Raw genomic sequence first — 25,232 nt, 5'->3', positions numbered from 1 at the left:
GCCCGGCGCCGAACGCACAGCCGCGCGGCCCAGATGGGCGGCCTGGCAGGTGGTGGGCAAGCGGACCGGGCCGGCGCCGAACACGCAGCCGCGTGGCTGAGATGGGCTTCGCGGGCGGTTGGCGCGCCGGCCCGGGCCGGCGCGCGGTGGATTCTGCTCAGCGCCGGGCGCGGAGCCACCGCAGGTCGGGCTGGGGTTGCTCAGGCCACGGGCTCGTCGGCCTGCGGCGCCACCGCCGGGGCCTCGTTCGTCACCGGAAACGGTGCGCCCGGCGAGCCCGGCGCGGCCGAGGCCAGTGACTCGCGGCGGATTCGGATCGCCCGCAGCACGTAGTCGGCCCCGGTGACCACCGTCACCACGACCGCCGCGAACATCAGCCAGGGGCCGATCGCGGCCAGGCCGGACGGCAGGGGCGTGAGATACCACCCGATGGCCAGGATCTGCAGCGCCGTCTTGATCTTGCCGCCCCGGCTGGCCGGGATAACGCCGTGCCGGATGACCCAGAGGCGCAGCCCGGTGACCCCCCACTCCCGCACGAGGATGACCGCGGTGACCCACCACGGCAGGCGGTCGTAGAAGGACAGCAGCACCAGCGCGGCGCCGGTCAGGGCCTTGTCCGCGATCGGGTCGGCGACCTTGCCGAACGACGTGACCAGGTTGTGGGCACGGGCGATCCAGCCGTCTACGAAGTCGGTCGCCGAGGCCACGATGAAGGTCAGGCCCGCGGCGAGCTGCCAGCCGTCGTGGGTCATGCGGCTGGCGACGACGCACAGCACGAAGACCGGCACGAGCACCATCCGCACGACCGTGAGGACGTTGGCCGCGTTGAGCAGCGGGACGGGCTTGACCGCCGTCATGGCGCCGCCGAGCGGGGAGCCGCCGGGCTGAGCAGCTCGGTCGGGGTCGCGATCAGGTCGACGCCGATGCTCTCGGTGACCTTGGCGCGCACGAGGTCGCCGGGGCGCAGGGTGGCCAGGTCGAGCAGGTCGGAGCCGACGAGGGTGGTGGAGCCGTCGACCTCGGGGGCCTGGTGGGCGCCGCGGCCCTCGATCTCGACGCCGTCGGCGTCGTGCTCGACGGTGTCGACGAGCACCTCGACGACCGAGCCGACGCGGTCGCCGGCGCGCTGGGCGCAGAGTTCCTCGGCGAGGGCACTCATCCAGTCGTATCGCTTCTTGACGGTCGAGGCCGCCACCTTGTCCGGCAGCCCCGCCGCCTCGGTGCCGTCCTCGTCGCTGTAGTCGAACACGCCGATCGCGTCCAGGCGCGCCTCGGTGAGGAAGCGGGCGAGCTCGTCGACGTCCTCGCGGGTCTCGCCGGGGAAGCCGACGATGACGTTGCTGCGGGCGCCTGCCTCCGGGTCGAGCCGGCGGACCGAGGCGAGCAGGTCCAGGAAGCGCTCGGTGGAGCCGAAGCGGCGCATGCGGCGCAGGACGGGCTCGCTGGAGTGCTGGAAGGACAGGTCGAAGTAGGGCGCGACGCCCGGCGTGGTGGCGATCGCCTCGATGAGGCCGGGGCGGGTCTCGGCGGGCTGCAGGTAGGACACGCGCACCCGCACGATGCCGGCGGTGGCGGCCAGCTGCGGCAGGAGCTTCTCCAGCAGGCGGGGGTCGCCCAGATCCTTGCCATACGACGTCGAGTTCTCGCTCACCAGCACCAGCTCGCGCACGCCGTTGGCGCCGAGCCACTCGGCCTCGGCCAGGATCTCGTCGGGCGTGCGGGAGACGAACGCGCCGCGGAAGGACGGGATGGCGCAGAACGCACAGCGCCGGTCGCACCCGCTGGCGAGCTTCAACGGCGCGACCGGCCCCTTGTCCAGGCGATGGCGCATCACCCCGCGCAGGTGGGCGGGGAGGTGGCCGGGGGTGACGACGGCCGCCTCGCGCCGGGCGACCGGGGTGAGCGGGAGCAGGGTGCGCCGGTCGCGCGGGGCATGCGAGGGGATGGTCTCGCCGGCCAGGATCGCGTCGAGGCGGGCGGCCATGTCAGGGTAGTGGTCGAAGCCGAGCACCGCGTGGGCCTCGGGCAGCTCGCCGGCCAGCTGCTCACCGTAGCGCTCGGCGAGGCAGCCGGTGGCGACGACCTTCGCGCCCGTGTCGGCCGCGGCCAGCAGGGTGTCGATCGAGTCCTGCTTGGCCTTGGCCACGAAGCCGCAGGTATTGACGAGCACCACGTCGGCGTCGGTGCCGTCGGTCGTCACCGACCAGCCGCCGTCGGCCAGACGGGCGGCGAGCTCCTCGGAGTCCACCTCGTTGCGGGCACAGCCCAGGGTGAGCAGGGCTACGCGGCGGTCAGCGTTGGTGGACATGCTGTCGAGGGTACCGACCAGGGCTGACATTTTGCGGAGCGGATCCGGCCTCAGGGCGGCGGGAAAGTGTCGCGGAAGGTGAACGCCGAGGGCGACGGCCCCGCATCCCGCAGCAGGTCAAGCCGCTCGCGCGCCTCGGCGAGGGCCGGCCGGTGCCCCTCGGGGACCCACCACATCACCAGGTGCGGCTCCCCCAGTGGCACGAACCACTCCCGCCGCCGTCGCAGAACGTCGAGGTGACCACTGCGGAACGTGTACTCCCGCAGCGCCGCCAGATCCGTCCACACCGACATGTTCACCATCAGATCACCACCGAACGGGCGCAGCGCGGTGGCATCCGCGCCCGAGTCGTCGACCAGCCGCCACACGAAGCCGGGCCAGCCGTCGGCGGCGGCGTTGATCCGTTCGAGCTCGGCGTAGAAGTCCGCCATGCGCGGGTCGTCGCGCGGCCCCACGGGCACGCCGACGTTGAGCTGAGCAAGCTGAGCGGTCATGGCGGCAGTCTAAGACAAATCTTCATTGTTTTTAGTACCGCCAGTGCCCCGATCCACAACCACACAGCACCCGTCGGGCCGCGGATCGATCCGGACCCGCCCGCCGAGGGCCCCCGCCAGCAGCGCCAGGTTGGCCCCGCACACCACGCCCGGATGGGTGCGCGCCACCGAGTCGAACGGGCAGTTCCGCAGCCGCCACACATCCCCGTCCGCGTACGGCTCGTACCCCAGCCCCCGCAGCGTCTCCTCGGCGCCGGCCCCGGCGAGCCGCTCCCCCGTGCGCCTCGCGGCCGCGTACAGCGCGGGCTCCACCCCGGCCTCGGACACCGCCTCCGCGAACACCTCGGCCAGCACCCGGTATCCGCGCGGCGGCAGGCTCACCGAGTGCTCGGCGGCGGAGCGGCGGTACAGCTTCGCGGGCCGCCCGGCCCCCGGCCCGCTGCGCCCGCCCAGCCGCGCGAACGCCACGTCGAGCAGTCCGGCCTCGGCGAGCCGGTCGAGGTGGTGGGCGGCGAGGGTGCGCCCGATCCCGAGCGCCTCGGCGACCTGGTCCCGGCTCAGCGCCGCCCCGGCCGCGGCCACGTGCTCGTACACGGCCCGCCGCCGCGGGTCGGCCAGCACCGCCAGCGCATCGAGCTCCTCATCCGGCACGCACCAACTATTGCAGCAGGGTGGCGGCGACCGTCAGCGTCGCCATGGACAGGGCGGTCGAGGCCACGATGACGTCCCGCGCGAAGGTTCCGTCCACCCCGTAGGCCCGCGCGAAGACGAACGTGTTCTGCGCGGTCGGCAGCGCCGCGCACAGCACGGCCCCGAGCAGCACCGGCCCCGTGAGCCCGAAGACGAGCCGGGCCAGCAGATAACACAGCAGGGGCTGAACAGCGGATTTCAGCAGTACCGCGAGTGCCACCTCGGCGGGCCGCCGGGGCTCGCCGTCGCCGGGCTCCCGCGGTACGAGCGACAGGCCCAGCGCCACCAGGGCCGAGGGCACGGCCGCGTCCCCCAGCAGCGCGACGACGTCGCCCGCGAGCCGGGGCAGATGGACGTGGGCGGCGCCGAGGAGCATGCCGAGCAGGCAGGCGAGCATCACCGGGCTGCGCAGCGGCACGGTCAGCAGCCGGCGCCAGCGCCCGGCCGGGTGGTCGCTGCGCGCGATGTCGAGGGTGCCGAGGATGAGCGGGGTGAGGATCGTCGTCTGGATGAGCAGGACCACGGCGATGAAGTTCGCGTCGCCGAGCACCTGAACGGCGACGGGGATGCCGAGGTTGCCGGCGTTGACGTATCCGGACGCCATCGCCGCGATCGTCTGCTCGGCGAGCGGCCGGTGGAAGATCCACCGCGCGGCGGCGAACCCGGCGGCGCCGATGAGCACGGTGGCCAGCGCGAACGCGGCGACCGCCCACCCGGCCGGCCGGCCGATCGGCTGGCGGGTGAGCGTCTCGAGCAGCGCGGCGGGCATGGCGACGTAGAAGACGAACCGCCCGAGGACGTCGACGGCGGCCGGCCCCAGCACACCGGTGCGCCCGGCGAGGAAGCCGACGGCGGTCAGGGCCCAGATCGGCAGGAATGCGGCGAGCACGGTCCCTCGCGCTCCTCCGCCCCTGCCGATGCCCCGCTTCGCCCCTGCCGATGCCCCCGCTTCGCCCCTCGCCGCCGTGCCTCAGTCGTCGTCCTCGGCCGCCTTGAGCGCGCCGAGCACCTCCGGCAGCGCGTCGGGCTTGATGAGCACGTCGCGGGCCTTGGAGCCCTCGGACGGCCCGACGATCCCGCGCGTCTCCATGAGGTCCATGAGCCGCCCGGCCTTGGCGAACCCGACCCGAAGCTTGCGCTGCAGCATGCTGGTGGAGCCGAACTGGCTGGTCACGACCAGCTCGATCGCCTGGATCAGCAGCTCGAGGTCGTCGCCGATCTCCTCGTCGACCTTCTTCTTGCCCTCGTCGCGCTTGGCGGTGACGTCGGGGCGGAACTCGGGCTCGCGCTGGTCCTTGCAGAACTTGACGACGTCGCTGATCTCCGTCTCCGACACCCAGGCACCCTGGATGCGGATCGGCTTCGAGGCGCCCATCGGCAGGAACAGCGCGTCGCCGCGGCCGATGAGCTTCTCGGCCCCGGGCTGGTCCAGGATGACCCGCGAGTCGGCGAGACTGGAGGTGGCGAACGCCAGCCGGGACGGCACGTTGGCCTTGATCAGGCCGGTGACGACGTCGACGCTGGGCCGCTGGGTGGCCAGCACCAGGTGGATGCCGGCCGCGCGGGCCAGCTGGGTGATGCGCACGACCGAGTCCTCGACGTCGCGCGGGGCGACCATCATGAGGTCGGCGAGCTCGTCGACGACGACGAGCAGATACGGATAGGGCCGGATCTGCCGCTCGCTGCCCGGCGGCGCGGTGATCTGCCCGGCCCGGACCTTGCGGTTGTAGTCGTCGATGTGCCGGACCCCGGCCGCGGCCAGGTCGTCGTAGCGCATGTCCATCTCGCCGACGACCCAGTCGAGGGCGTCGGCCGCCTTCTTCGGGTTGGTGACGATCGGCGTGACCAGGTGCGGGATGCCCTCGTAGCTGGTGAGCTCGACCCGCTTCGGGTCGACCAGCAGCAGCCGCACCTCCTCGGGCGTGGACCGGGTCAGCAGCGACACGAGCAGGCTGTTGAGGCAGCTGGACTTGCCCGCGCCGGTGGCGCCGGCGATGAGGATGTGCGGCATCTTGGCGAGGTTGGCCACGACGTAGCCGCCCTCGATGTCCTTGCCGAGCGCGACGAGCAGCGGGTGCTGGTCGGAGGTCGCGGCCCGGGAGCGCAGCACGTCACCGAGGGCCACGTTCTCCCGATCGGAGTTCGGGATCTCCACGCCGACCGCGCTCTTGCCCGGGATCGGGCTCTGGATGCGCACGTCGGCGGACTTCACCGCGTAGGCGATGTTCTTCGACAGGGCGGTGATCCGCTCGACCTTGACGCCGTGGCCGATCTCCACCTCGTAGCGGGTGACCGTCGGGCCGCGGGTGAAGCCGGTGACGACCGCGTCGACGCCGAACTGCTCGAACACGCCCTGCAGCGCGTTCGTCACCTCGTCGTTGGCCCGGGTCCGGCCGCGGGGCGCGTCACCGGTGCCGAGCAGGGTCGGCGGCGGCAGCTTGTAGTCGGCGTCGGTGAGCGCGAGCTGCTCGGCCCGCGTCGGCATCGGCGAGTGCTCCGGCGGCTCCTTGTCGGGCGCGGCCGGCTTGGGCTCCTTCTTCTTCCGCCCGGCGGCCGGCATCCGCGGCAGGACCACGGTGTCGTGGACGAGCTCCGGGTCGAGGTCGGGCGCGGCGGCGTCGAACTCGTCGGGGTCGAGGCCGAGCGGGTGCGGCAGCCGCTCGGGCTCGGCGCCGGCCCGGGAGCCCGGCCGGCGCCGGGCGGGGCGCCGCGCGGGCCGGTCCTCCTCCGGCTCGTCGTAGAGCTCCTCGTATTCGTCCTCGTCGACCAGGGTCGGGTCCTCGACCCGGCCCAGGGCGAGGTCGCGCAGCTGGCGCCAGCGGTGCGGGATGCGGCTGATCGGCGTGGACGTCACGACCAGCAGGCCGAAGCCCGACAACAGCAGCAGCAGCGGCACCGCCACCCAGGCGGTGACCGCCATCTCCAGCAGCCCGCCGCCGCCCCGGCCGAGCAGCCCGCCGGCCCGGTCCATGCGCGCCGGGATCGTCGGCGAGCCGGCGACCAGGTGCATCAGGCCGGTGCTGCCGATGAACAGCGCGCCCCAGCCGATGATGCCGCGGCCGCGGTGGTCGGAGTCGGGGTTGGCCCGCATGATGCGGATGCCGCCGATGACGAGGAGCACCGGCAGCACCGCCGAGGCGGCCCCGATGAAGGTGTGGCAGATGTTGGCCAGCCACCGCCCGACCGGCCCGGCGGCCTGGAACCACAGCGCCGCGGTGAGCAGCACGGCGAGGCCGATGACGCCCAGCCCGGCGCCGTCGCGGCGGTGCTCGGGGTCGAGGTCGCGGGCGCTCGCGGCCTGCCGGCCGACGGCCCGGGCCCCCCAGCCGACGCCGTGTGCGATGCCCATCCAGGTGGCGATCATGCCGCGGCCGAGCAGGCCGAGCGGCGTGGCGACCATCGCCCCGGTGCCGCGCCGCCGCCTGACCGGGGTCGCGGCCCGGGTGCCCGGCGCGGTCCGGCCCCGGCCGCGCGCCGGCGGCGCGGCCTTGGTGGCCGTCTTCGCGGGGGTAGCCGCGTTGCGGGCGCGGGGTGTGGCCCGCTTCTGAGCTGCCGACGAGGCGGTAGCACGCGTGTTCGAACCGCCGCGGGCGTTGGACGAGCCTCCGCCGCGGCCGGCCTGGGAGGTGCGGCCCGCCATGGTCACACCGTATCGGTCGGCTACGACATTTTTCGCTCGGCACGCCGGTGGCGCAGCTTCACGAGCGCCACGGCGTAGGAGAACCCGACGAGCACACCCACCATGACCTGCAACAGGTGCGTATAGCGCTCAGGGTAGAGAACATTCTCGATGTACGTGTCGATGAAGCCCTTGTCGGCGACGGCCTGCCCGGCCCGCCGCCGCGCCCAGTGCTCGACGACGGTCAGCGGGCACGTCAGCGGGATCGACACGACGGCCAGGCCCCACGCGGCGGCGGCCAGGTGGGGCCAGAAGGCCTTGGGCCACCGCCAGACGAGGAAGCCACCGAGCACGACATAGGCCAGGAAGCAGAAGTGCAGCACCAGGACCGTCGTCGCCAGGGCCGCGTACATCGCTAGACCTCGACGACCGTCGGCACAATCATCGGGCGTCGCCGGTAGGCCTCGTTGACCCAGCGCCCGACCGTGCGCCGCACGATCTGCTGCAGCTGGTGCGGGTCGGTGATGCCATCGGTGGCCGCCTTGTTCATGGCCTCGGTGACCAGCGGGAGCACGGCGTTGAAGACCGCCGGGTCGTCGGAGAACCCCTTCGCCGACACCGTCGGGCCGGCCACGACCTTGCCGGTGACGGAGTCGATCACCACGGTCGCGGCGATGAACCCGCCGTCGCCGAGGATCCGCCGCTCGGTCAGCAGCGACTCGCCGACGTCGCCGATGGCCAGGCCGTCGACGTACACATAACGGGAGCGGATGTGCCCGACCAGCCGCGCCTCACCGCCGACGAGGTCCACCACGTCGCCGTCCTCGCACAGCACCACGCGCTCGTCCGGCACGCCGGCCTCCCGGGCCAGCTGGGCGTGGGCGCGCAGGTGACGCCACTCGCCGTGCACCGGCATGAAGTTGCGCGGCTTGACGACGTTGAGCAGGTAGAGCAGCTCGCCGGCCGGGGCGTGGCCGGAGACGTGCACCTTGGCGACGTCCTTGTGCACGACGATCGCGCCGGCCCGGGACAGCTGGTTGATCACGCGGTAGACCGCGGTCTCGTTCCCGGGCACCAGCGAGGAGGCGAGCACCACGGTGTCGCCCTCGCCGATCACGATGTGCCGGTGATCACCGTTGGCCATGCGGCCCAGCGCGCTCATCGGCTCGCCCTGCGACCCGGTCGACATGAGCACGATCCGCTCCGGCGGCAGGCTCATCGCCTCGTCGATCGCGACGACCAGGCCCTGCGGGATGCGCAGCAGCCCCAGGTCGCGGGCGATGCCCATGTTGCGCACCATCGAGCGGCCGATGAGCGCGACCTTGCGCCCGTGCGCGTGCGCGGCGTCGAAGACCTGCTGCACCCGGTGCACGTGCGAGGCGAACGAGGCGACGATGATCCGCCCGGTGGCCCGGCCGAAGATGCCGCCCAGCACCGGGCCGATCTCGCGCTCGGGGGTGACGAAGCCGGGGATCTCGGCGTTGGTCGAGTCCGACAGCAGCAGGTCGACGCCGTCGGCCCCGAGGCGCGCGAACCCGGCCAGGTCCGTGATCCGCCCGTCGAGCGGCAGCTGGTCCATCTTGAAGTCGCCGGTGTGCAGCAGCGTGCCGGCGCTGGTGGTCACGGCGACCGCGAGCGCGTCCGGGATCGAGTGGTTCACGGCGAAGAACTCGCACTCGAACGGCCCGAGGCGCTCGACCTGGCCCTCGCGGACCGTCAGCGAGTAGGGCTCGATGCGCCGCTCGGCGAGCTTCGCCTCGACCAGCGCGAGCGTGAACTTCGACCCGACCAGCGGGATGTCCGGCTTGTGGGCGAGCAGGTAGGGCACCGCGCCGATGTGGTCCTCGTGCCCGTGTGTGAGCACGATCGCCTGAACCTGCGCCAGGCGGTCGAGGATCGAGGAGAAGTCGGGCAGGATGAGGTCGACACCGGGCTGCTCCACGTCGGGGAACAGCACGCCGCAGTCGATGATCAGCAGCTGGCCGTCGATCTCCAGCAGCGTCATGTTGCGACCGATCGCGCCGAGCCCGCCCAGCGGGGTCACTCGCAGCGAGCCGGGCGCCGCCGGAGGCGGCGGATCGAGGTCCATGTGCGCCACCGTCATAGGGCCACTCCGAGTTCGTTGTGATGCGCCATCTGGTCGGCGGAGCCGATCGTGCGACCCGCCTCCGCGCAATCCTCCCGCAACCGGCCGAGTTCCGCCGCATTCGCGGGCACGAGCGGCGGACGGACCGGCCCGGCGGGCAGGCCGAGCAGCATCAGGGCGGCCTTGGTCAGGATGACACCCTGCGTGCGGAAGAACCCGCAGAACGCCGGCAGCAGCTTCAGGTGCAGCTCACGCGCCTGCGCCACGTCGCCGGACTCGTACGCCATGATCATCCGCTTGGTCTCGGGCCCGAAGATGTGCGTCGGCACGCCGACCACGCCCACCGCGCCGACCGACAGCAGCGGCAGCGTCAGCTTGTCCTCACCCGAGTAATACGCCAGATCGGTGCGCTTGATGACCCAGGCGCTCTCCCCCAGGTCGCCCTTGGCGTCCTTCACCGCGACGATGCGCTCGTGCTCGGCGAGCCGGCACATCGTCTCGGTCTCGATCGCGACCCCCGACCGGGCCGGGATGTCGTAGAGCATCACGGGCAGCCCCGAGGAGTCCGCGACGGCCCGGAAGTGCTGGACGAGGCCGGCCTGCGGCGGCTTGTTGTAATAGGGCGTCACCACGAGCAGCCCGTCGGCGCCGGCCTTCTCGGCCGCGCGCGCAAGCTCCAGGGAGTGTGCGGTGTCGTTGGTGCCGACGCCGGCGATCACGGTCGCCCGGTCGCCGACGGCCTCCACGACCGCGCGGAGCACCCGGTCCTTCTCCGCGTCGCTCGTGGTCGCCGACTCGCCGGTCGTGCCGTTGATCACGAGCCCGTCGTGCTCCTGCTCGTCGACCAGGTGCACGGCGAGCCGGGCGGCGCCGTCGGCGTCGAGCGACCCGTCAGGCCGAAACGGCGTGACCATCGCGCTGAGCAGCCGGCCGAACGGTCGGCCGGGGACGGAACCGGTGCGTGTCATAGGCACAACCTAGCGGAAGCCTGCGCGGAGCATTTCTCAAGATTCCCAGGTGTACTGCGCCGACGCCACCTCGGTCCCGTCGGCGAGCTCGGCGATCGTGAAATCCCCGAAGACGCTGGGCGCGACCCGCTGCAGTTCCCGCAGGCAGGCGACGGCCACCTCGCGGATCTCCACGTCGGCGCCCTCGGTCGCCCGCATGGTCACGAAGTGCCGCCAGGCCCGGTAGTTCCCGGTCACCACGATCTTGGTCTCGGCCGCGTTCGGCAGCACCGCCCGTGCCGCCTGCCGGGCCTGCTTGCGCCGCGACGTCTTGTTCTCGACGTCGGCGAACTTGGCCTCGAGCCCCTCGAGCAGCTCGTTGTACGCCCGCAGCGCCGCCTCGCCCGCCTCGACGAACGTCTTGTGCAGCGCCGGGTCCTCGGCGATCGCCGCGGGCTCGACCATGACCTGCTCACGCCCGGGCACGTAACGCTGCGACAGCTGCGAGTAGGAGAAGTGACGGTGCCGCACGAGTTCGTGCGTGAACGAGCGCGACACCCCGGTCAGGTAGAACGTGACCGTGCCGTGCTCCAGCACCGAGAGGTGCCCGACCTCGAGGATGTGCCTGAGGTAGCCCGCGTTCGTCGCGGTCGCCGGGTTCGGCTTGCTCCACGACTGGTAGCACGCCCGCCCGGCGAACTCGGCCAGCGCCTCCCCGCCCTCCGCGTCGGTCTCCCAAGGCACCTCGGCGGGCGGTTCGAAGTGTGTCCAGGCGATGGCTTTGACGGAGAGCATCCGCAAAGCCTACTGGCCCCGGCAGCCTGACCTGTCAAGACGTGCCCGGGCCGTGAATCGCGTCGCAGCCGCCGGGCCCAGACCAAGAAGTAGGTCGGGTCAGACAAAGAAGTAGGTGAAGGGCGCCCAGGGCAGGTTGCGCAGGACCGAGAAGACCAGCCAGGCGGCCAGGAAGCCGATCAGCGCGCCGTTGGAGATGCGCAGCATCGGGAGCTTGAACGGCAGGTTCAGCCGGTTCACGGTCCAGGCCACGTAGAGATACGCCAGGAACGGGGCGACGAAGACCAGCGGGGCGTGGTGGTGGGCCGCCGCGGGGATGTCGCCGTGCAGGAGATACCACGCGGCCCTCGTGCCGCCGCAGCCCGGGCAGTCGAAGCCCGTCAGGAGCTTGACCAGGCACGTCGGCTGGTCGCTGGCGCCCGCCGAGGTGGGCTTCATCAGCAGCGTGTAGGCCACGCCGCCCGAGATCAGCACGCCCGCGCCGGCCGGGGCGGCCCAGGCGGGGAGGCGCTCGATGAAGCGCTGGAAGCGGCCCTTCCGAGGCTGGTACGCATACTGATACACCGGCGGGACCGGCCCCTGGGGCGCCGCCGGGTCGGCGGGCTGCCCGAGTTCGGGCACGGCGGGGAGCGCTCCCTGGAGCGACCCGGGCGCGGGGGCCGACATCGGTGACGTCACTCCACCAAGCTACACCGCCCCCGCTCCCTGGCGACCCGACCAGACGTCCGATGATCGACAGCCGTCCGCGCGACCCGGCCGGAAAGGGCCGGATCAAGCGGTCGGCGCCGAGGACGCGAGCAGGGCCTTGGTCAGGGGCTCGGCGAAGTCACCGCGCTGGGGCGCGTCGATCTCGTCCAGGCCCAGCCAGCCCGCGAAGCGGCGCAGCTCCGTCGCCAGCGAATCGGCGACCTCGGCCGGCGCCGGGGCGCCGCGGCCGGTCAGGGGCTCGATCCAGGCGGCGGGGATCTGCAGGGTGCCGGACTTGCGGTCGGCCTTCAGGTCGACGCGGGCGGCCAGGCGGTCGCCCAGCAGGAAGGGCAGCACGTAGTACCCATAGAGGCGCTGCGGCGGCGGCACGTAGATCTCGATGCGATACGTGAAGCCGAAGAGGCGCTCGACCCGGGCGCGTTCCCACATCAGGGGGTCGAACGGGCTGACCAGGGTCGCGGCGGTGATGCGGCGCGGAATGCGGGCCTCGGCGTGCAGGTAGGCGCGCGGGGCCCAGCCCTCGACCTCGACCGGGACGAGCTCGCCGGACTCGACCAGGTCGGCGATGGCCTGGCGGGCGCCGGCCAGCGGGAGGCGGAAGTAGTCGCGCAGCTCCGGCTCGGCGGCGACGCCCAGGCCGCGGGCGGCGACGCGGACGAGTTCGCGGAAGGCGTCGGCGTCCGGCGGGGTCGGGGCGTTGACGACCTCGGGTGGCAGGACGCGCTCGGGAACGTCGTAGACGCGGGCGAAGGCGGAGTTGCGGCGGGCGACGCTGACCTCGCCGGTGTAGAAGAGCCACTCGATGGCGGTCTTCGTGTCGGACCAGTTCCAGCCCCAGTGGTCCTTGCGGCGGGGCCGGTCCAGGTCGCCCTCGACGCCGGCGGCGCTGATCGGCCCCTTGGCGCGGATCTCTTCGCGGACCCAGCGGACCAGGTCGGGCTGCTCGCGGGCGATGTGGACCATCCGGCCCCAGGCGGCGCCCGAGCGCATGCGCCAGCGCAGCATCGGGTGGAGGCGGACGGGGACGAGGGAGGCCTCGTGGGCCCAGTATTCGAACAGGTCCCGCGGCTTGCGGTAGGCGAGGCGGTCGAGCAGAGCGGGGTCGTAGGGGCCGAGGCGGCTGTAGGCGGGCAGGTAGTGCGCGCGCTGGACGACGTTGACGGAGTCGATCTGCAGCAGGCCGGTGCGCTCCAGGACGCGGCGCAGGTGCCGGCGCTCGGGCTCGGTGCCGGGGACGCGGTCGGCGAAGCCCTGCGCGGCGAGGGCGACCCGGCGGGCCTGGGCGAGAGTCAGGTACTCGGTCATCGCCAAGGAGGCTAACCCGGGGGTACGACAAAAAATGGATCGCGGCCCCGCAGGGGGACCGCGATCCGTCAGGCCTCGACTAAGGGCCGTCCCGGCCGGGTGTCGGTGCCGTGAAAGGCCGCGTTGACCTTCTGGTCGATCTCCACCAGGTCGGGCACGTCCTCGACCGCGGGGCCGCCGGCCTCGCCGGGCTCGGTGGCGGGCCGCTGGCTCGCGCCGGTGTCGGCGGGTTCCCGGATGGGCAGGCCGAACAGCAGGCCGATCATGAGCAGGATGTACGCGTTGCCGCCGATCAGGCCCAGGCCGTCGAACTTGGCGTGGAAGGCCCACGGGGTGCGGCTGCACAGCAGCGCGAACGAGAACCCGAAGGCGATCGCGAGGTTGCGCCGGCGCCTCGGGTCGAGGGAGCGGTCCGTCGCGTAGTCGAAGAGGACCACGATCGCGGGGAGCGTCCACACCAGGTGGTGAATCCAGGTGATCGGGCTCACCATGCAGCCGACGACGCCGGTGAGGGCGAGGCCGGCGACCTCGTCGCGGTTCTTCACGGCGCGGCGGGAGCGGCGGTACCACACCGCGAGGGTGATCAGCACCAGCAGCAGCCACAGCGGCTTCATCGGGTCCGGGTTGAAGATCCGCCCGACGAGGCCGGTGAGCGCCTGGTTGGACACGAACGTCGGCGAGCCGACCCGGTCGGTGTTCCACACCGCGTCGGTCCAGAAGACCCGCGAGGCGTCCGGGGCGAGCGTCGCCGCGGCCCAGGTGGCGGCGGTGGCGGTCGCGGCGGAGACGGCGGCGGCGCGCCAGCGGCGGGTGACGATGAGGTAGACGATGAAGATGCCGGGGGTGAGCTTGATCGCGGTGGCCAGGCCGATGCCGATGCCGCCGAGCTTGTGCCCGCCGCGGACGAGCAGCATCACGTCGGCGACGACCAGGAACAGCGCGAGGATGTTGACCTGGCCGAAGTTGACGGTCTCGCGGACCGGCTCGAACGCGGCGGCCATGGCCATGGCGACGCCCATCGCGAACCAGAACTTCCAGCCCTGGCGCTTGATGACCGGGCCGAGCAGCCAGGTCAGGATGGCGAGCATGGCCAGGACGTTCATGGTCACGCTGATGAAGATCGCGGTGTTCCAGCCGATGAGCGACATGGGCGTCATGAGCATGGCCGCGAACGGCGGATAGGTGAACCCGTAGGGCGTGCCGGGCGTCAGGTAGTCGTAGATGTCCCCGCCGCGGTTGACCCAGTAGTCCATCGCGCCGTAGTAGACCTTGAGGTCGAAGAACCCGTTGTGCGCGGCCGACACGGACAGGAAGGCCCACACGACGGCCCAGACGGCCACGACGGTCAGCGTCTTCTTCACGCCTGGCCGCAGCCTGGGCCGGACGGCGCTCGATTCGGCGACCCGTCCCCGCTCCGCCACCTGCTCTGCCCTCCAACTCGGTCGCCGCTGCGCAGTTTCCATCACTGACCTCAACGGTCGCGAAGGTCCAACTGTGACGAGCGGGCGCTACCCCGCCGCGTTGTGATTCACACAAAATCCGTAGGCTGCTACTTCATGACGCTCGGGTTCGTCCGTCCGGCGCGACTCGACGACGTCGCCGAGATCACGCGCATCCAACTCACGACCTGGCGGGTCGCCTACCGACGGCTGCTGCCCAAACACATCCTCGACCGGTTGGACGAGGACTGGATTACCCGCAGGTGGCGAGACGCAATCGCGGAGCCGCCGAGTCCTGCGCACCGGGTCCTCGTGGCCGTGGAACAGGTCGATTCGCCCGGGTCGCAACCAGAGTCAGCATACGTCGTGGGATTTGCCGCGTCAGGTCCGGCAGACGACACCGCACTCGCTCCGGATGAAGATCACATCGCCCTTGACAAGGCATTTGCGGCGACGGCGGCGATCACGGACCTGCTGGTCGAGCCCCGCTGGGGCCGGCGCGGCCACGGGAGCCGTTTGCTGGCGGCAAGTGTGGATTTGTGGCGAACTGACGGATTCACGACAGCCCTTGCGTGGACGTTCGCCGACGACCGTGTGACGGGCCGATTTCTGGAGGGTGCCGGGTGGGCGCCGGACGGCACTCGGCGATCGCTTGACGTCGATGATTTGCTCGTACCACAGATTCGCTGGCATGTATCCCTGGAGGAGCCCCTCGAAGACTCCTCCGAGGATCCCGTTACCCCCGCGTGACGGTGTTGCGGCCGAAAGGTGGCCGCCCGCTCCCAGAGTCTGGGACCCTCAGCCGAGCAGCGGGCCGAGGCCGACCGTGAGCCCGGGCCGGGCGAGGACCGAGCGCACGGCGAGCAGCACCCCGGGCATGAACGACGTCCGGTCGTAGGAGTCGTGGCGCAGGGTGAGGGTCTCCCCCACCGTGCCGAAGAGCACCTCCTGGTGGGCGACGAGGCCGGTGGCCCGCAGCGCGTGCACACGCACGCCCGCGACGTCGCTGCCCCGGGCGCCGGCCATCTCCTCCTTGGTGGCGTCCGGCACCGGGCCCAGGCCCGCGGCCGCACGCGCCTGCGCGATCAGCTGCGCGGTCCGCAGCGCCGTGCCGCTGGGGGCGTCGATCTTCTTCGGGTGGTGCATCTCGACGATCTCGACGGACTCGAAGAAGCGCGCGGCCCGCTCGGCGAAGTCCATCATGAGCACCGCGCCGATGGCGAAGTTCGGGGCGATCACGATGCCGAGCTCCGGCCGGGCCGCGAGCCGCTCGCGGACCAGCTCGATGCGCTCGGGCGTGAAGCCGGAGGTGCCGATGACCATGTTGACGCCCTGGTCGACGCACCACTGGACGTTGTCGAGGACCACGTCGGGCGTGGTGAAGTCCACGACGACCTGGGCGCCGGCGTCGGCGACACCGTGCAGCCAGTCGCCCTGGTCGACCATCGCGACGAGCTCCATGTCCGCGGCGCCGTCGACGGCCTTGCACACCTCGGCGCCCATGCGCCCGCGCGCACCCAGCACCCCGACCCGGATCGGCTCACCCTGTTCGCTCACCGGCTCAACGTACCGAACGGTCCGAACGGCCCGCGCAGGCGCCCGGCGATCCGGGCCGGATCAGTCGAAGGCGCCCGCGAACGCGCCTTCCTCGAAGTCGCCGATCACGGCCAGGGACATCGGGCGGGCCAGCAGTTCGCCGGCGACCTTGCGGACCTGTTCGGGGGTGACGGCGTCGACCCGGCGCAGCACGTCGTCGACGGAGAGCAGCTCGTCGTACAGCAGCTCACCCTTGCCCAGCCGGCTCATCCGCGATCCGGTGTCCTCCAGGCCGAGCACGACGGCGCCCTTGAGCATCCCCTTGCCGCGCTCCACCTCGATGTCGGTCACGCCCTCGGCCGCGACCCGGGTGAGCTCCTCGCGGGTGATGTCGAGAACCTCCTCGACCTTACCGGGCGCGCACCCGGCGTAGACCCCGAAGAGACCGGCGTCGCTGTACTGCGAGGTGAAGGAGTACACCGAATAGGCCAGCCCGCGCTGCTCGCGGATCTGCTGGAACAGCCGGCTGGACATCCCGCCGCCGAGGACGTTGTTGAGCGCGCCCAGCGCGAAGCGGTCGTCGTGCTGGCGCGGGTAGCCGGTGCAGCCGAGCACGAGGTGGGCCTGCTCGGTGTCCTTGTTGCGCACCACGATCTGCCCGGAGCGGGCCGGCACCCGGTTGGTGCGCGAGCGCCGCGGCACCGGCACGGCCGGGGTGTCGCCCCAGCCGGCCTGGTCGAACGCCGCACGGACGGCCTTGACCACCTTGGCGTGCTCGAGGTTGCCGGCGGCGGCTATGACCATGGTCTCCGGGCGGTACCGGCGGCGGTAGAAGCCGTCGATCTGCTTGCGGGTCAGGGCCGAGATGCTCGTCACCGTGCCGGAGATCTGCCGGCCGAGCGGGTGGTTGCCGTACACGGCCTCGGTGAAGACGTCGTGCACCTCGTCGCCGGGCTCGTCGTCGTGCATGGCGATCTCCTCGAGGATCACGCCACGCTCGGTCTCCACGTCCGCCTCGGCCAGCACCGAGTCGGTGACGAGGTCACAGACGACGTCGATGGCCAGCGGCAGGTCCGCGTCGAGCACCCGCGCGTAGTAGCACGTGTACTCCTTCGCGGTGAACGCGTTGGTCTCCCCGCCGACCGCCTCGATCTGCGCGGAGATGTCCAGCGCGCTGCGCTGCTTGGTGCCCTTGAACAGCAGGTGCTCGAGGAAGTGCGAGACGCCGGACAGCGTCGGCGTCTCGTCCCGCGAACCGATGCCGACCCAGACCCCGAACGAGACGCTCCGCATCGCGGGTATCGCCTCGGTCAGGATCCTCAGCCCGTTGGGCAGCACGGTGCGGCGCACCGTGCCCCCCAGCGGATCGTCGGACAGCGTCTGGGTCGTCGCTCGGCTCGTCATAGGTCAGTCGCGCCGGCTGCGCCGACGGCGGAACTCCCCGCCCTCTTCGCCGGAGGGCGCGGCCTCGCCACCCTCCTCGGCGGCCGGCCGCGGCGCCCGGTCGCTACGCTCGCGCCGCGGGCCGCGGTCACCGCGGTCACCGCGCTCACGCGCCGGCCGCTCGCCGCCCTCGGCCGGCGCGGGCGGCTGCTCGCCCTCGGCCAGGACCTTGTCGAGGTAGATCTTGCCGCGGTTGTCGATGTCCGCGATCTGCACCTCGACCTTGTCGCCGACGTTGAGGAAGTCCTCGACCTTCTCGACCCGCTTGCCGTTGCCCACCTTGGAGATGTGCAGCAGGCCGTCGCGGCCGGGCAGCAGCGAGATGAACGCGCCGAACGCGGCCGTCTTCACCACCGTGCCGAGGAACTTGTCGCCGACCTTCGGCATGGTCGGGTTGGCGATCGCGTTGATCCGCTCGACCGCGGCCTCGGCGGACGGGCCGTCGGTCGCGCCGACGTAGATCGTGCCGTCGTCCTCGATGCTGATCTCGGCGCCGGTCTCGTCCTGGATCGCGTTGATGGTCTGGCCCTTGGGGCCGATCACCATACCGATCTTGTCGACCGGGATGCGCACCGTGGTGACCCGCGGCGCGTACTGGCTCATGCCCGCCGGCGACTCGATCGCCTCGGCCATCACGTCGAGGATGACGTGCCGCGCGTCGTGGGCCTGCTGCAGCGCGCCGGCCAGCACGTCCGACGGGATGCCGTCGAGCTTGGTGTCCAACTGCAGCGCGGTCACGAACTCGCGGGTGCCGGCGACCTTGAAGTCCATGTCGCCGAACGCGTCCTCGGCGCCGAGGATGTCGGTCAGGGTGACGTACTGCGTCTTGCCTTCGACCTCGTCGGAGATCAGGCCCATCGCGATGCCCGCGACCGGCGCCTTGAGCGGCACACCGGCGGACAGCAGCGCCATGGTGGAGGCGCAGACCGAGCCCATGCTCGTCGAGCCGTTGGAGCCCAGCGCCTCGGAGACCTGGCGGATCGCGTAGGGGAACTCCTCGCGGGCCGGCAGGACCGGGATCAGAGCCCGCTCGGCGAGGGCACCGTGGCCGATCTCGCGCCGCTTCGGGGCGCCGACGCGGCCGGTCTCGCCGGTGGAGTACGGCGGGAAGTTGTAGTTGTGCATGTAGCGCTTGGACTTCTCCGGCGCGAGGGTGTCCAGCGTCTGCTCCATGCGCAGCATGTTCAGCGTGGTCACGCCCAGGATCTGGGTCTCGCCGCGCTCGAACAGCGCCGAGCCGTGCACGCGGGGCAGGACCTGCACCTCGGCGGTCAGCGGCCGGATGTCGCGCGGGCCGCGGCCGTCGATGCGGACCTGCTCGCGCAGCACGCGCGAGCGGACCTCGTTCTTGGTCAGCGACCGCAGCGCGGCGCCGATCTCCTTCTCACGCCCCTCGAGCTGGCCGGCGACCCGCTCGAACGCGGCGTCCTTGATCCGGTCGAGGGCCTCCTCGCGCTCCGCCTTCGAGGCGATGCGCAGGGCCTCGGCGACCTCGTCGCGCACCGCGGCGGCGACGGCCTCGTAGGCGTCGGGCTGGTAGTCGAGGAAGACCGGGAACTCCTGCACCGGCTTCGCGGCGACCCCGGCCAGCTCCGACTGCGCCCGGCACAGCTCGCGGATCGCGGGCTTGGACGCCTCCAGGCCCCCGGCGACGACCTCCTCGGTCGGCGCGGGCGCGCCGCCGGCGACCAGGCCGACGGTGTGCTCGGTGGCCTCGGCCTCGACCATCATGATCGCGACGTCGCCGTCGGGCAGGACCCGGCCGGCCACGACCATGTCGAAGGTGGCCCGGGTGAGCTCCTCGATGGTCGGGAACGCCACCCACTGGCCGTCGACGTGCGCCATGCGGGTCGCGCCGATCGGGCCGGAGAACGGCAGGCCCGAGAGCTTGGTCGACATCGAGGCCGCGTTGATGGCCACGACGTCGTACGGGTGGGCCGGGTCGAGCGCGAGAACGGTCTCGACGACCTGGACCTCGTTGCGCAGGCCCTTGACGAAGCTCGGGCGCAGCGGCCGGTCGATGAGCCGGCAGGTGAGGATCGCGTCCTCGCTCGGGCGGCCCTCGCGGCGGAAGAACGAGCCGGGGATGCGCCCGGCCGCGTACATCCGCTCCTCGACGTCGACCGTCAGCGGGAAGAAGTCGAACTGGTCCTTGGGCTGCTTGCCGGCCGTGGTCGCGGAGAGGACCACGGTCTCACCGAGCTGGGCCAGGGCGGAGCCCGCGGCCTGGCGCGCCAGGCGACCGGTGGAGAAGGTGATCTCCCGGGTGCCGAACGGGCCGTTGTCGATGACGGCCTTGCTGCTGTGGGTACCGAGAGTGTTCTGCTCGGTCATGTGGTGTGTTGCTCCCTTTTGGGTCGTTGGTTCGCCCTCGGCGGAGCTGTCTGCGGCCGGTCTTCGATCGAAGCTCACGGGGTGTGTACTTCACCCGGAAGCCACTACCGAGGACCGGTGCGCCGACCCGCTCGGCGGGGCGCTGCCATTTCAGTGTGTCACTACTCCACGGGGGAGTGGCGAATTGTCGCCACTCCCCCGTGGGTGAGTCGTTATCGCCGCAGACCGAGCCGCTCGATCAGCGAGCGGTAGCGGGCGATGTCGCTGCGCTGCAGGTAGTTGAGCAGGCGGCGGCGACGGCCGACCAGCAGCAGCAGGCCGCGCCGGCTGTGGTGGTCGTGCTTGTGCTGCTTGAGGTGTTCGGTAAGATCCGCGATCCGCTTCGTGAGCATCGCCACCTGGACCTCCGGCGAACCGGTGTCACCCTCGACGGTGGCGTACTTCGACATGATCTCGGTCTTCTGCGCAGAGTCGAGCGCCATGATCTCCCTTTGCCGTGGATTCGTCGGCAGGCCCCCGCGGCGTCGTGCAGGCAGCCTGACCCCCGCCGGTCACCCGGCGTCTAGCAAAGGCTAACAGACCGGCCGTCCGACCCGCGCGCTCACCCTTGCGCCGAGCCGTCGAGCAGGATCTCGCGGGCCTGTCCGACATCCTCGGCGATCTGCGCGACCAGCGGTTCGATCGCCTGGTACACCCGCTGCTCCCGCAGCCGCCCGGCGAAGTCGAGGCTCACCCGCTCGCCGTAGAGATCGCCCTCGAAGTCCAGCACGAACGCCTCGACGCGCCGCTCCTTGCCCGAGAACGTGGGGTTGGTGCCGATCGACACCGCCGCCCGGTGGCGCCGGCCGTCGCGGTCCCGGTTCAGCCACGCGGCGTAGATCCCGTCCGCCGGCACCGCCGCGTTCGCCGGCACCAGCAGGTTGGCGGTCGGGAAGCCCAGCTCGCGCCCGCGCTGGTCGCCGCGCACCACCACGCCCTCGAGCCGGTGCGGCCGTCCGAGGGCGCGCGCCGCCGCCACGACGTCCCCCGCGTCCACGCAGCTTCTGATGTACGTCGAGGAGAAGACGGTCCCCTCGCCGGCGACGAGCGGCGCTCCCTCGACCGCGAACCCGAACGCCCGCCCGAGCTTCGTCAGCAGCGCCACGTCGCCGGCCTGCTTGTGCCCGAACCGGAAGTTCTCACCGACGACGATCAGCGCGGTGTGCAGGTTCTCGACGAGCGCGTCGTGCACGAACTCCTCGGGCGACAGCCGGGAGAACTCGGCGGTGAACGGGACCACGCAGAGCACGTCGACGCCGAGCGCCTCGATCAGCTCGGCCTTGCGCGCCGGCTCGGTCAGCACCGCGGGGTGCGACCCGGGCCGCACGACCTCCGCCGGGTGCGGGTCGAACGTAACGACGACCGACTGCACGCCCAGCTCGCCGGCCCGCTTCACGGCGTGGCCGATGATCTGCTGGTGGCCCCGGTGGACGCCGTCGAACACGCCGATCGTCGTGACCGCCCGGCCCCAACCGCCGGGCGCCGCCTGCGTTCCCCGCCACCGCTGCATGCCCTGAGCGTACTTGCCCCCGCCCGGCGCCCGATCGCCCCGCCCTGGACTTGCTCGCGGACAAGTCGGGCGCTCCGCGCCGCGACTTGTCGGATTTATTCCTCGCCTGGCGAAAAGTCGGGCAGATTGGACTCCGGCCAGCACGAGGACCGCGACGTCGGTACGCCTCGTTGCGATGCGGTGTCCGCTACGGGACGAGGACGATCTCCGGACGGGCGCGGCCGGCACGCTCCTGGACGATCGCGAGCACCGTGCCGTCCGGGGCGAAGACCGCGTACGGCCCGGCGATCCCGACCGCCGCCAGCGGCCCGCCGTGGGAGAGCACCTTCGCCTCGTCCGGCGTCGCGTCGCGCCGCGGGAAGCAGCGCGCGGCCGCGTCCGGCAGGGCCAGCGTCACGGGGTCGGGCCGCTCCGCGAGCTCCTCCAGCGTCGCCGCCTCGGCCAGCGTGAACGCCCCGACCGCGGTGCGCCGCAGCGCCGTGAGGTGCCCGCCGACGCCGAGCGCCGCGCCGAGGTCGCGCGCGAGGGCGCGGATGTACGTGCCCGACGAGCAGGCCACATCGACGTCGAGGTCGACGTACGCACCCGCGCGGCGGGTCGCCAGGACGTCGAGGCGGGAGACGGTGACGGGGCGGGCCTCGAGCGCGACCTCCTCGCCGGAGCGGACACGGTGGTACGAGCGGACGCCGTTGACCTTGATCGCCGACACAGCGCTGGGGACCTGCAGGATGTCGCCGCGCAACGGCTCCAGCGCGACAGCGATCGCCGCGTCGGTGACGGCGGACGCGTCCGCGCGGGCGACCACCTCGCCCTCGGCGTCGTCGGTGACGGTGGACTCGCCGAGGCGGATCGTCGCGGTGTACTGCTTCGTGCTCCCGATCACGTACGTCAGCAGCCGCGTCGCCTTCTCCACGCCCACGATCAGCACGCCGGTCGCCATCGGATCGAGGGTCCCGCCGTGCCCGACGCGCCGCGTCCGCGCGATGCGGCGCATGCGCGACACCACGTCGTGCGACGTCATGCCGCCCGGCTTGTCGACGACGACGAGGCCGCCCTGGGTCGCCGCCTTCTGTGCCATGCGCGACACCCTAGCGGTTCAGCCGAACCGCACGAGGCAGTGCCACAGCTCCTTCAGCAGCTGCGGCGCCTCCGCCGGCCCGCCCCAGTCCGCCCACGCGCCCGGATTCGCCACGACGTCGCGCGCCCCCGCGCCGATGAGGTGCCGTGAGCGCACCGAGCGCGGCCCGCGTGCGGGGCGGCCCCGAAGCGTTCACGGAGTTCGACCGCCGGCCTCCGTGCCTCGGGCGCGCGAAACTCGCCGGGAATGTCCGACGGCACCGGGCGGAGCCCCTCGCGCCACTCGACCCGCACCCCGGAGCGTCCGAAGCCGCCGTCCAGCACGAGCGCCTCAACGGCGTCGGCCAGCCGCCCGTCTCGACACGCCCCCGCGCGGCAACCGGGCCCCGGACACGCAGCCGGGGCCGGTTCAGCGCACCGCGCCGGCGACGGCCCAGGCGTCGCCGGTCAGGCGGTACAGCAGGCCGGCCAGGCGCAAGACGATGAACAGCGTCAGGGCGGCCCACACACCGCGGAGGCCCAGGTCGAGCAGGTACGCGAGCCAGATGCCCGGCAGGAAGCCGCCCAGGGCGCTGACCAGCGTCAGGTTGCGCAGGTAGCGCACGTCCCCGGCGCCCAGGAAGATCCCGTCCAGGGCGAAGACCACGCCGGCCGCCGGCATCATCGCGACGAAGAACCACCAGGCGTGCCTTGCCTGCGAGTACACCTCCGGGTCGGCGCCGAACCAGGGGCGGACCGCCAGCAGCGCCGCGGCCACCAGCGCCGCGAAGGCGCCGCCCGCCAACAGGCCCGACAGCGTGATGCGGCGGGCGAGGTGGCGGGCCTCGGCCACGCGATCGCCGCCCAGCGCGGCGCCGATCAGGGCCTGGGCGGCGATGGCCAGGGCGTCGAGGGCCAGGGCGGTGAAGAAGAAGAGCTGAATGGCGATCTGGTGGGCGGCCAGCGCGGCGTCGCCGAAGCGGGCCGCGACCGCGGATGCGGACAGGAAGCAGGCCTGGAAGGCGGCGCCGCGCAGGAGCAGGTCGCGGCCGAGGGCGAGCTGGCGGCCGATCACGGCGGGGCGCGGGCGCAGGGCGACGTTCTCGGTGACGAGGGCGCGTACGAAGAGCAGGCCGACGACGGTCTGGGCGGTGACGTTGGCCACCGCGGAGCCGGTGAGGCCGAGGCCGGCGGAGTACACCAGCAGCGGGCACAGCGCGGCGGAGAGGGCGTTCGCGGCGAGGACGTAGTACAGCGGGCGGCGGGTGTCCTGCACGCCGCGCATCCAGCCGTTGCCGGCCGTGCCGAGCATGAGCCCGGGGGCGCCGAGCGCGGCGATGCGCAGCCAGCCGGCGGCACTGTCGGCGACCGCCCCGGCGCCGCCCGCGAGGACGCGGGTCAGCGGGCCGGCGACGGCCTCGAGCACCACCAGGATGGTCAGGCCGCCGGCGAGGGCGAGCCAGGACGCCTGGACGCCCTCCTCGACCGCCTCCGCGCGCTGGCCGGCGCCGAAGCGGCGGGCGGCGCGGCCGGTCGTGCCGTAGGCCAGGACGGTGCCCAGCCACACCGCGAACGACATGACGGACCCGCCGATCGCGAGGCCCGCGAGCTGGGTGCGCCCGAGGTGGCCGACGACGGCGGTGTCCACCAGGACGTAGAGGGGTTCGGCGGCGAGTACCACGAGCGCCGGGAGGGCCAGCGAGGCCACCCGGCGCATCGGCGGAGCCTGATCGACCGTCACCCGGTCATCGTAAGGCGTTGCCGGGGGTACGGGACTTACGGCACAACCTCCGGGAAACCGTGACGTCGACGTGAGGGCGTCCCGGCTTCCCGGAGCTTGTGTCGAACCGGGATCAGCCGCGGCGGTCCATCGACATCTGCAGGGCGGCGCGGGCGCGCTCGCGGGTCTCGGCCGCCGGCTCCTGCGGCTTCGGCTGGGGCTTCTGCTGCTCAGGCATGACGCTGGTCTCCTTCGTGCATGGTGCTGATGGTCGGTGCGAGCTCGGTCGCGCCGGGGTCACCGGCTGACACGCGCAACGCACGCCAAGGAGACCAACATGGGTGGTGTCGGCCGGTTGACACGGGTTGCGGCGCACAGGATTCCTCGCTTCCGGCGGAGTGGATCGGGCCGTTCACCCGCCGCCGGGTTCCGCCGTCAGAAGCGGTGCGCCCGGGGCGGGCAGCGAAGAATTCGTACTGCACACATGCCGACTAAGCTATCGTTCAGGTCCAACATCTGCGACGTTATCCCGGAATCTGGAACGGCGTGTCGTCCATCAGTCACGATCATTGCCGCAGCTCAGCGGGCCAGGAAGTGCCAGCCGAGCCACCACCAGAAGCCGAACATGGCGATCCGGCCGACGGGGAGCGGGCCCACGCGATACCGCATGACGACCCCGCACACGTCGCCCAGACTCGGCACCCGCGAGCCCTCCCGGCGGGAGGCGATCTCGACCGCCGCGAAGAGCACGAGCGCCACGACGAACAGCGCGGCGACGGCAACCCGCCCGGCGCTCATCGGCGCACCATGCCCCAGAACGCCCACAGCCAGCCGAAGTACGCGGCCGCGCGGGCCCAGTAGTGCTCGAGCACCGGGTCGGCGAGGCGGGACAACGTCGGGTACGACTCCGTGCCGTTGAGGAACGTCGCGCCCTCGACGACGCCGAAGAGCAGCAGCGGCACCAGCCACCACGCCGCGCCGCGCGGCAGCCGCGACGGGGCCGGGCGGCGCGGCACCGCGGCCGACATCCCGAGCCAGAACAGCACGCCGCCGGTGGCGAGCACGAGCAGGTTGGCCCGCAGGCCGAAGGACGGCGAGGCCCCGCCGACGAGGGAGATCAGGGCGAAGACGGGTGTGAGGACAACCGGCCGGGCCCAGGCGCGGTCGACCTCCGCGGCGAGCTCGGGTCGGTCCATAACATCG

General features: G+C 72.4%; 23 protein-coding genes and 1 pseudogene. 1 reads left to right on the top strand and 23 read right to left on the bottom strand.

Annotated elements, in window-relative coordinates; all coding sequences use genetic code 11:
• Positions 1–302: 302 nt before the first annotated feature.
• From pgsA to ACQPY0_RS09200, 13 genes and pseudogenes are all read right to left on the bottom strand, one after another.
• Positions 303–857 (bottom strand): annotated as a pseudogene (pgsA, locus tag ACQPY0_RS09260) (CDP-diacylglycerol--glycerol-3-phosphate 3-phosphatidyltransferase); the annotation flags it as partial.
• Positions 854–2,338, bottom strand: coding sequence for a 30S ribosomal protein S12 methylthiotransferase RimO (gene rimO / locus ACQPY0_RS09255; protein WP_432986882.1), 1,485 nt, complete (start codon positions 2,336–2,338; stop codon positions 854–856). The pseudogene pgsA and the gene rimO, both read right to left, overlap by 4 nt.
• Positions 2,339–2,358: 20 nt before the next feature.
• Entirely contained in the window at positions 2,359–2,802 is a 444-nt protein-coding gene (locus ACQPY0_RS09250) for a DUF3291 domain-containing protein (protein ID WP_432986879.1), read from the bottom strand.
• Positions 2,803–2,811: 9 nt separating this feature from the next.
• Entirely contained in the window at positions 2,812–3,453 is a 642-nt protein-coding gene (locus tag ACQPY0_RS09245; RefSeq protein WP_432986876.1) for a helix-turn-helix transcriptional regulator, read from the bottom strand.
• Between the two features lie 7 nt (positions 3,454–3,460).
• Positions 3,461–4,381, bottom strand: a complete 921-nt coding sequence (locus ACQPY0_RS09240; protein WP_432986874.1) for an AEC family transporter — start codon at positions 4,379–4,381, stop codon at positions 3,461–3,463.
• A gap of 81 nt (positions 4,382–4,462) precedes the next feature.
• Positions 4,463–7,132, bottom strand: coding sequence for a DNA translocase FtsK 4TM domain-containing protein (locus ACQPY0_RS09235; RefSeq protein ID WP_432986872.1), 2,670 nt, complete (start codon positions 7,130–7,132; stop codon positions 4,463–4,465).
• Between the two features lie 20 nt (positions 7,133–7,152).
• Positions 7,153–7,524 (bottom strand): DUF2784 domain-containing protein, encoded by a 372-nt coding sequence (locus tag ACQPY0_RS09230; protein ID WP_432986869.1) that lies wholly within the window; start codon positions 7,522–7,524, stop codon positions 7,153–7,155.
• Between the two features lie 2 nt (positions 7,525–7,526).
• Entirely contained in the window at positions 7,527–9,215 is a 1,689-nt protein-coding gene (locus tag ACQPY0_RS09225) for a ribonuclease J (RefSeq protein ID WP_432986867.1), read from the bottom strand.
• Complete coding sequence (gene dapA, locus ACQPY0_RS09220) at positions 9,212–10,165, bottom strand: 4-hydroxy-tetrahydrodipicolinate synthase (protein WP_432986865.1); 954 nt, start codon at positions 10,163–10,165, stop codon at positions 9,212–9,214. Before dapA ends, ACQPY0_RS09225 begins: the two co-directional genes overlap by 4 nt.
• 36 nt (positions 10,166–10,201) lie before the next feature.
• Complete coding sequence (gene thyX / locus ACQPY0_RS09215; RefSeq protein WP_432986863.1) at positions 10,202–10,939, bottom strand: FAD-dependent thymidylate synthase; 738 nt, start codon at positions 10,937–10,939, stop codon at positions 10,202–10,204.
• Positions 10,940–11,038: 99 nt separating this feature from the next.
• Positions 11,039–11,617 (bottom strand): DUF2752 domain-containing protein, encoded by a 579-nt coding sequence (locus ACQPY0_RS09210; RefSeq protein ID WP_432986861.1) that lies wholly within the window; start codon positions 11,615–11,617, stop codon positions 11,039–11,041.
• A 93-nt stretch (positions 11,618–11,710) separates the two neighbouring features.
• On the bottom strand, positions 11,711–12,958 hold the full coding sequence (locus ACQPY0_RS09205) for a winged helix-turn-helix domain-containing protein (RefSeq protein WP_432986859.1): 1,248 nt from the start codon (positions 12,956–12,958) through the stop codon (positions 11,711–11,713).
• 62 nt (positions 12,959–13,020) lie between these two features.
• A complete protein-coding gene (locus ACQPY0_RS09200; protein WP_432986856.1) occupies positions 13,021–14,313 on the bottom strand; it encodes a glycosyltransferase 87 family protein in 1,293 nt (430 codons plus the stop codon).
• A gap of 195 nt (positions 14,314–14,508) precedes the next feature.
• Between ACQPY0_RS09200 and ACQPY0_RS09195 the strand changes: the two genes are divergently transcribed.
• Positions 14,509–15,141 carry an N-acetyltransferase family protein gene (locus ACQPY0_RS09195; RefSeq protein ID WP_432986854.1) on the top strand — a complete coding sequence of 211 codons (633 nt, stop codon included), beginning with the start codon at positions 14,509–14,511 and terminating at the stop codon, positions 15,139–15,141.
• Positions 15,142–15,189: 48 nt separating this feature from the next.
• Here ACQPY0_RS09195 and dapB read toward each other — a convergent pair whose 3' ends face one another.
• The 10 genes from dapB to ACQPY0_RS09145 all read right to left on the bottom strand — a co-directional run bounded on the left by dapB (position 15,190) and on the right by ACQPY0_RS09145 (position 25,225).
• Entirely contained in the window at positions 15,190–15,894 is a 705-nt protein-coding gene (gene dapB, locus ACQPY0_RS09190; protein ID WP_432995113.1) for a 4-hydroxy-tetrahydrodipicolinate reductase, read from the bottom strand.
• A gap of 114 nt (positions 15,895–16,008) precedes the next feature.
• Positions 16,009–17,331 carry a M16 family metallopeptidase gene (locus tag ACQPY0_RS09185; protein ID WP_432986851.1) on the bottom strand — a complete coding sequence of 441 codons (1,323 nt, stop codon included), beginning with the start codon at positions 17,329–17,331 and terminating at the stop codon, positions 16,009–16,011.
• Between the two features lie 3 nt (positions 17,332–17,334).
• Positions 17,335–19,704, bottom strand: a complete 2,370-nt coding sequence (locus ACQPY0_RS09180; protein WP_432986848.1) for a polyribonucleotide nucleotidyltransferase — start codon at positions 19,702–19,704, stop codon at positions 17,335–17,337.
• A 212-nt stretch (positions 19,705–19,916) separates the two neighbouring features.
• A complete protein-coding gene (rpsO, locus tag ACQPY0_RS09175; RefSeq protein WP_392798641.1) occupies positions 19,917–20,186 on the bottom strand; it encodes a 30S ribosomal protein S15 in 270 nt (89 codons plus the stop codon).
• Positions 20,187–20,305: 119 nt separating this feature from the next.
• A complete protein-coding gene (locus tag ACQPY0_RS09170; RefSeq protein WP_432986846.1) occupies positions 20,306–21,253 on the bottom strand; it encodes a bifunctional riboflavin kinase/FAD synthetase in 948 nt (315 codons plus the stop codon).
• Positions 21,254–21,440: 187 nt separating this feature from the next.
• Positions 21,441–22,331 carry a tRNA pseudouridine(55) synthase TruB gene (gene truB / locus ACQPY0_RS09165; protein WP_432986844.1) on the bottom strand — a complete coding sequence of 297 codons (891 nt, stop codon included), beginning with the start codon at positions 22,329–22,331 and terminating at the stop codon, positions 21,441–21,443.
• An 18-nt stretch (positions 22,332–22,349) separates the two neighbouring features.
• Entirely contained in the window at positions 22,350–22,487 is a 138-nt protein-coding gene (locus ACQPY0_RS09160) for a DUF3626 domain-containing protein (RefSeq protein ID WP_432986841.1), read from the bottom strand.
• 252 nt (positions 22,488–22,739) lie between these two features.
• Positions 22,740–24,026 carry an MATE family efflux transporter gene (locus ACQPY0_RS09155; protein ID WP_432995111.1) on the bottom strand — a complete coding sequence of 429 codons (1,287 nt, stop codon included), beginning with the start codon at positions 24,024–24,026 and terminating at the stop codon, positions 22,740–22,742.
• Between the two features lie 582 nt (positions 24,027–24,608).
• A complete protein-coding gene (locus ACQPY0_RS09150; RefSeq protein ID WP_432986839.1) occupies positions 24,609–24,827 on the bottom strand; it encodes a DUF6186 family protein in 219 nt (72 codons plus the stop codon).
• Positions 24,824–25,225 carry a hypothetical protein gene (locus ACQPY0_RS09145; RefSeq protein WP_432986836.1) on the bottom strand — a complete coding sequence of 134 codons (402 nt, stop codon included), beginning with the start codon at positions 25,223–25,225 and terminating at the stop codon, positions 24,824–24,826. Before ACQPY0_RS09145 ends, ACQPY0_RS09150 begins: the two co-directional genes overlap by 4 nt.
• Positions 25,226–25,232 lie beyond the last annotated feature (7 nt).

The sequence above is a fragment of the Dactylosporangium sp. CA-233914 genome, from assembly GCF_050942935.1.
Lineage (GTDB): Bacteria > Actinomycetota > Actinomycetes > Mycobacteriales > Micromonosporaceae > Dactylosporangium.
The sequence above is the reverse complement of the archived record's forward strand: the minus strand, read 5'-3'. Positions and strand labels throughout refer to the sequence as shown.

Excerpts from the sequence above, each read along its gene's own strand:
- rimO (WP_432986882.1), bottom strand. The coding sequence starts at position 2,338 with ATGTCAGCCCTGGTCGGTACCCTCGACAGCATGTCCACCAACGCTGAC.
- ACQPY0_RS09250 (WP_432986879.1), bottom strand. The coding sequence starts at position 2,802 with ATGACCGCTCAGCTTGCTCAGCTCAACGTCGGCGTGCCCGTGGGGCCG.
- ACQPY0_RS09235 (WP_432986872.1), bottom strand. The coding sequence starts at position 7,132 with ATGGCGGGCCGCACCTCCCAGGCCGGCCGCGGCGGAGGCTCGTCCAAC.
- ACQPY0_RS09230 (WP_432986869.1), bottom strand. The coding sequence starts at position 7,524 with ATGTACGCGGCCCTGGCGACGACGGTCCTGGTGCTGCACTTCTGCTTC.
- ACQPY0_RS09225 (WP_432986867.1), bottom strand. The coding sequence starts at position 9,215 with ATGACGGTGGCGCACATGGACCTCGATCCGCCGCCTCCGGCGGCGCCC.
- dapA (WP_432986865.1), bottom strand. The coding sequence starts at position 10,165 with ATGACACGCACCGGTTCCGTCCCCGGCCGACCGTTCGGCCGGCTGCTC.
- thyX (WP_432986863.1), bottom strand. The coding sequence starts at position 10,939 with ATGCTCTCCGTCAAAGCCATCGCCTGGACACACTTCGAACCGCCCGCC.
- ACQPY0_RS09195 (WP_432986854.1), top strand. The coding sequence starts at position 14,509 with ATGACGCTCGGGTTCGTCCGTCCGGCGCGACTCGACGACGTCGCCGAG.
- dapB (WP_432995113.1), bottom strand. The coding sequence starts at position 15,894 with ATGGGCGCCGAGGTGTGCAAGGCCGTCGACGGCGCCGCGGACATGGAG.
- ACQPY0_RS09185 (WP_432986851.1), bottom strand. The coding sequence starts at position 17,331 with ATGACGAGCCGAGCGACGACCCAGACGCTGTCCGACGATCCGCTGGGG.
- ACQPY0_RS09180 (WP_432986848.1), bottom strand. The coding sequence starts at position 19,704 with ATGACCGAGCAGAACACTCTCGGTACCCACAGCAGCAAGGCCGTCATC.
- rpsO (WP_392798641.1), bottom strand. The coding sequence starts at position 20,186 with ATGGCGCTCGACTCTGCGCAGAAGACCGAGATCATGTCGAAGTACGCC.
- ACQPY0_RS09170 (WP_432986846.1), bottom strand. The coding sequence starts at position 21,253 with ATGCAGCGGTGGCGGGGAACGCAGGCGGCGCCCGGCGGTTGGGGCCGG.
- truB (WP_432986844.1), bottom strand. The coding sequence starts at position 22,331 with ATGGCACAGAAGGCGGCGACCCAGGGCGGCCTCGTCGTCGTCGACAAG.
- ACQPY0_RS09155 (WP_432995111.1), bottom strand. The coding sequence starts at position 24,026 with ATGCGCCGGGTGGCCTCGCTGGCCCTCCCGGCGCTCGTGGTACTCGCC.
- ACQPY0_RS09150 (WP_432986839.1), bottom strand. The coding sequence starts at position 24,827 with ATGAGCGCCGGGCGGGTTGCCGTCGCCGCGCTGTTCGTCGTGGCGCTC.
- ACQPY0_RS09145 (WP_432986836.1), bottom strand. The coding sequence starts at position 25,225 with ATGGACCGACCCGAGCTCGCCGCGGAGGTCGACCGCGCCTGGGCCCGG.